The sequence below is a fragment of the Streptomyces sp. WELS2 genome (assembly GCF_013870595.1).
GTDB lineage: Bacteria > Actinomycetota > Actinomycetes > Streptomycetales > Streptomycetaceae > Streptomyces.
In genome coordinates, this window is record NZ_JACBWZ010000457.1 from 1 (window position 1) to 5059 (window position 5059).

The window sequence follows — 5059 nt, forward strand, 5'->3', positions numbered from 1 at the left end:
CACGGCCAGGGCGATCAGGATCTCGCGGGCGTGGGGGGTGCCGGCGCGGGCGAGGGCGTCGAGGGCCTCGGTGAGCAGGTCGTCGCTGTCGGGGAAGGCGCGGCTCATGGGGACGAGCAGGCTTCTCGGGGCGTCGCCGGGGGCGGGCGGGGTCCAGCGCCCGTAGCGTCCGGGTGCTCCGCCGCGCCGTTGCCAGCCGTGCCGGTGCAGCAGGGTGCCGAGCACGGCGGGGTCGACGTCGGCGGGGTCGGGGGGCCGGTGCCAGGGCGTGGGGAGCGGCCGTACCGGTGTGTCGTGGGGGCGGTTCGTCATGGTCTGCCTCCGGTCCCGACCCGCGTCATGATCTCGCACAGGGCCCGGTCGTCGAAGATGCGTGAGGTCGGTACGCGCACGGTGGTGCGGTGCCGGCCGGTGACGGGGTGGCCGGCGAGGTTGACCCAGTAGCAGCAGTGCCTGAGGTCGAGGCGGTCGTGGCCGGCGCGCAGCCAGTCGTCCTGGGAGCGCGGCACCAGCATGACGACCAGGATCTTGTGCACCGAGACGGGGCTGCGGGCGAGTTTGCGCAGGTGGTCGTTGTCGAGCGTGAAGGAGAAGGAGCGGCCCGGGGGGTGGGGCGCGATCTGGTAGGTGGCCTTCAGCTGGACCTTGATGGTGACCTCGTCGTCCACGGTGTGTCCGGGTGCGCTGTGGCTGAGGTGCCAGTCGATGCCGTTGTCGGGGAAGGGCTGGGACAGTGAGCAGCCGGCCGCGGCGGCGACGGCGTGCAGATAGCCGACCTGGAGTGTCTCCATGCAGGCGGTGGTGGCGAGGGTGCCGCGAAGGGTGCCCGGCCGGGTGGGCGGCAGCCCGCCCCGTTCGGGCTGCGCTATGGCCATGCCCAAGTGCCTTCCATGACCGGAGGTTTGCCGCTTCGGGTCGCTGAACTGCGCGGACCCGTACTCCTGTTGTCTCCTGGCGGCGTACGGCGCAAACGGTCCGGGTATCACCAAACGGCAGAAGACGGGGCGTCGGCTGCCGTGGGTGAGCGAGGAGTTGGGATGACGACCTGGTACGAGGGGCCGCTGGCCGCCTTCGACACGGAGACGACGGGCGTGGACGTCGAGACCGACCGGATCGTGTCGGCCGCCGTCGTCGTCCAGGACGCGCCGGGGACCCGGCCCCGGGTGTCGCGCTGGCTGGTGAATCCGGGGGTGCCGGTGCCGGCGGAGGCGACGGCGGTGCACGGGCTGACGGAGGAGCACCTCCAGCACAACGGGCGCTGGCCGGCGCCGGTGATGTACGAGATAGCGGAGCAGCTGGCGGAGCACGCGACGCTGGGCCGCCCGCTGGTGGTGATGAACGCGCCGTTCGATCTGACGCTGCTGGACCGGGAGTTGCGCCGGCACCGGGCGTCGTCGCTGGCGCGCTGGTTCGACTCGGTGCCGCTGAAGGTGCTGGATCCGCGGGTGCTGGACCGGCAGCTGGACCGGTACCGCAAGGGCCGCCGCACGCTGGGCGATCTGTGCGAGCACTACGGCGTGACGTTGCAGGGCGCGCACGACGCGGCGGCGGACGCGCTGGCCGCGCTGGATGTCGTACGGGCGCTGGGGCGGCGTTTCGCGACGCGGCTGGAGCGGCTGTCCCCGGCCGAGCTGCACGCGCTGCAGGTGGAGTGGCACGCGGCGCAGGCGCGCGGGTTGCAGGCGTGGTTCGCGCGCAGTGGCTCGGAGGAGACGGTGTGCCCGGAGTGGCCGCTGCGGCCGGAGCTGCCGGCGGCGGCGTGACCCGGGAGCCCGCGGGAAGGCGGCGGGCGGCATGAAGAAGGCCGGTCCGCTGTGGCGGACCGGCCTTTCCCGGTGGGCGATACTGGGATCGAACCAGTGACCTCTTCGGTGTGAACGAAGCGCTCTCCCGCTGAGCTAATCGCCCGGGAACGCACTGAACAATACAGGTCCGGGCGCCCTTCGTTCAAACCGCCTCCAGACGGCGCAGCAGTCCGCGCCGTCCGGCCCGCATCATCAGGCGGTGGTTGAGGCGGAACAGGGGCCGTCCGGGCATGGCGAGCCGCCTGAGCAGGGGCCGGACCACGAAGACGTCCTGTTCGTAGCGGGCGAGGGTGCCGGGGCCGTCGGCGCTGATCGTCCAGCGGGCCCAGCCCTCGAGGTCTCCGGAGAGGGCGGCCTCCAGGACGCCGGCGGCCGGGTCGCGGCGGGTCTGCCGCACGGTGGCGGTGAGGGCGAGGGGCAGCGCGGACCGGATGACGACCAGGCCGGTGTGCTCGGACAGGCGGGTCGCCGACCGCACCTGGGGCCACCACCGGGGGTAGTCGTCGGCCCGCTCCAGCACCGCGTAGACGGCGGCCGGCGGGGCGGGCAGGGGCCAGGTGCTGCGGAAGCGGTAGTGGCAGGGGTCCATGGGGCGAGTGTGCCGGGGTGGGCGCGTGGATCTGAGTACGCGTACTCATGTGCCCTGCCGTGGGCCCGGTCACACTCGAAGGGCGAGCGCCGCCGCCCGTGCTGCGGCGCTCCCCCAGCCCCGGTCGCCCGCCGGCTAGGCCGGCATCCGGTCGCCGAGCAGGGCGAGGTTCTCGATGGCGGCGAGGCCGTAGAGGGCGGTCTCGTTGGTGGACACCCAGGCCGCCTCGGCGCCCTCCACCAGGGCGGCCGGTCCGGTCAGCCGCTCGGTCCTCCAGGGCGAGGACTCGGTGTAGCCGTCGGAGTTGTAGAACTTGGCCCAGGCGCGCTTGGCGAGGGCCGCGTCACCGGTCTGTACGGCGGCGTAGGCGTCGAGGCGCGAGTGGCCCTGGAACAGCAGCAGGCTGCCGAAGTTGGTGCCGTAGCGGGCGGTCTGTTCGGCCTTGGTGGCGTTGAAGTAGCGGCAGTAGTCCAGGTAGGCCGCCTTGAACTCCGGCATGTCGACGAGGTGGACGAGTTCGGCGCACAGTTCGTTGAGTCCGAACACGGCCGAGAGGTGGGAGACGGAGACGGCCGGCTTGTCGGCGACGGCGAACTCGCCGGTGTCGAGGTCGTACAGCCCGCTGCCCTGGACGAAGCCGTTGGGCTGGGCGGCGATGCCCGCCATCGTGGACAGCACGCGTGCCCTGGCCTTCTCCCACTTGGGGCCCTTGCGTTCCCACTCGGTGAGCCAGGCCGACACCAGGCCGCTCCAGTCGGTGCCGAAGCCGATGGACAGGGCGTGCCGGTCGGGGGTGTAGGGGTCGGTGCGGACCTTGCGCTGGGGGTCGAGGACGAGGAAGGTCTCGTCGGAGTCGACGTTGGCGTGCATGAGGTCGCCGACGCGTTCGTCGGCGGTGAGGAAGTAGTAGAAGCGCCGGTAGGTGGTGTTGGCGATGCGCTGCTGTTTGGCGCTGTCGGCGAAGTGCTGCACTCCGTGCCGGGTGCCGAGGCCGGCCCATGTGCCGAGGTGGTAGACGTCGACCTCGCCGGTGTGCCGGGTCATGGCCTCGGCGAAGCGGAAGATGTCGGCGCGGCCGCTTCTGAGGTAGGCGTACCAGAGCCACAGGTCGGGTGAGAGCTCGGAGTTGTCCCAGGCGTAGCCGCCGATGTCGTAGCGCCATACGTGCCGGGCGGAGTCGTAGGTGTGCATGATGTCGCCGTAGTTCCAGAAGCCGTACCAGCGGCGCATCTCCACCTGGTCCTTGTAGTAGGTGAAGAGGAAGTCGAGGTGGTCCTCGATCTTCGCCTTGGCCGGGGTGGAGCGGTCGGGCTCGGAGTACAGGCCGGGGCCGAAGACCTTGGCCTTGATGAGCTGCCCGGGCGGGGCGGCGAGCTGGGGCAGGACGCGTACGGCTTCGGCCTGCCGGGCGAGGGTGTCGGCGGTGGGGGTGGAGTCGTTGGCCCAGAAGAGGAGTTCGGAGGTACGGGCGATGCCGTAGGGGGTGCCGAAGCCGGGCTCGTAGTCCTCGTAGGTGATGTTGAGGCCTTCGAGCTGTTCGGCGTAGGTGTCCTGGCCCATGCCGTCGTGGTAGAAGCGCAGGTCCATGGGCTGGGCCTCGGGTGACCAGAGCCAGAGGGTGACGGTGGCCTCGTCGGTGTGGGCGTCGCGGACGTCGAGCTGGGCGGGGAACTTCTCCCAGAAGTCGCGCAGGCCGAAGGAGAGGCCGCCGCTCGCGCCGCCGACGTAGCCGAAGCCGGAGGCGCGCCGGCCGCCGCCGGCGGTGATCCAGCCGTGGCCTTTCTTTGTGCGCTTGCGGACGGTGAAGCCGTCGGCGGAGAGCTGGGCGAGGGTGTAGTCGCCCCAGTGCGGGATGTACCGCAGGCGGGTGGTGACGCGCTGGTCCCAGGTGGCGGGGTCGGGGAGCCTCCTGCCCTCGTACTGGGCGGCCTGGACGGCGGCGCCGGGGTCGCGGCGCAGTCCGGTGATGCCCTGGACGGCCTCGCGCAGCAGCCCGGTGCCCTCGCCGCCGATGCGGATGTGCCGGTCGTAGGCCGCGTCGCGCATCGGCACGGTGAAGCGGACGCCGAGACCGCGGATGAAGTCGCCGCTCGCCTTGCCGGGCTCCTGCTTCCCGTCGTAGGTGATGGTGTGCACCATGCGGAAGGACTCGGAGCCGGCGTAGAAGTACAGGCGGAGGGAGAACGGCAGCCACTCCCGGTCGCCCTTGCGGTGCTTGCCGTCGACGCGGACGACGGCCCGGACGGGTCCGTCCTGTTCGACGGTGACGGAGGCGATGGCGCCGTCGAAGCGTTCGGTCCGGACCGTGCCCTGGTCCTCTTCCTCGATCTCGGGCTGGCGCAGGAGGACGAGCCGGCCGTTGCGGGCGATCTCGGTGGAGCCGCGGGTGACGGACTTGACGAGCGTGGAGCCGTTCTTGCCGATCTTCGCGGTGATGACGCCGGTGGAGACGTCGACGGTGCCGCCGCCGCTGTCGACGGTGACCTTTTTCGCGGGCTCGGCGGGGGTGCCCGTGGTGAGGGTGAGCTTGCCGGTGCCGGTGCCGGTGCCGGTGGCGACGGCGTGGGCGGTCCATTTCAGGGAGCCGTCGGGCCAGTAGGCGAGCGGCCAGGTCTGCACGGGGACGTGCCCGCCGTCGGCGTCGGTGACCGCGAAGGACTGGTCC

4 protein-coding genes, 1 tRNA gene and 1 pseudogene are annotated in these 5059 nt (G+C 71.8%); 1 reads left to right on the plus strand and 5 read right to left on the minus strand.

All coding sequences use genetic code 11. From position 1 onward, the window contains the following. Both H5J33_RS23085 and H5J33_RS23090 read right to left on the minus strand, forming a co-directional pair. A pseudogene (locus tag H5J33_RS23085) lies at positions 1-312 on the minus strand (hypothetical protein); the annotation flags it as partial. After that, the gene (locus H5J33_RS23090) at positions 309-875 is read right to left on the minus strand and encodes a DUF4365 domain-containing protein (RefSeq protein WP_181796818.1); all 567 of its coding nucleotides are present in this window, start codon (positions 873-875) and stop codon (positions 309-311) included. The pseudogene H5J33_RS23085 and the gene H5J33_RS23090, both read right to left, overlap by 4 nt. Before the next feature lie 162 nt (positions 876-1037). Between H5J33_RS23090 and H5J33_RS23095 the strand changes: the two genes are divergently transcribed. After that, positions 1038-1763 (plus strand): 3'-5' exonuclease, encoded by a 726-nt coding sequence (locus H5J33_RS23095; protein ID WP_181796819.1) that lies wholly within the window; start codon positions 1038-1040, stop codon positions 1761-1763. A gap of 73 nt (positions 1764-1836) precedes the next feature. Here H5J33_RS23095 and H5J33_RS23100 read toward each other — a convergent pair. The 3 genes from H5J33_RS23100 to H5J33_RS23110 all read right to left on the minus strand — a co-directional run. Further along, positions 1837-1908 (minus strand) — tRNA-Val (locus H5J33_RS23100). Positions 1909-1947: 39 nt separating this feature from the next. Then, positions 1948-2394 carry an SRPBCC family protein gene (locus H5J33_RS23105; RefSeq protein WP_181796820.1) on the minus strand — a complete coding sequence of 149 codons (447 nt, stop codon included), beginning with the start codon at positions 2392-2394 and terminating at the stop codon, positions 1948-1950. Between the two features lie 135 nt (positions 2395-2529). Beyond that, a partial coding sequence (locus H5J33_RS23110; protein ID WP_220212657.1) for a Tat pathway signal sequence domain protein occupies positions 2530-5059 on the minus strand: 2530 nt, incomplete at its 5' end.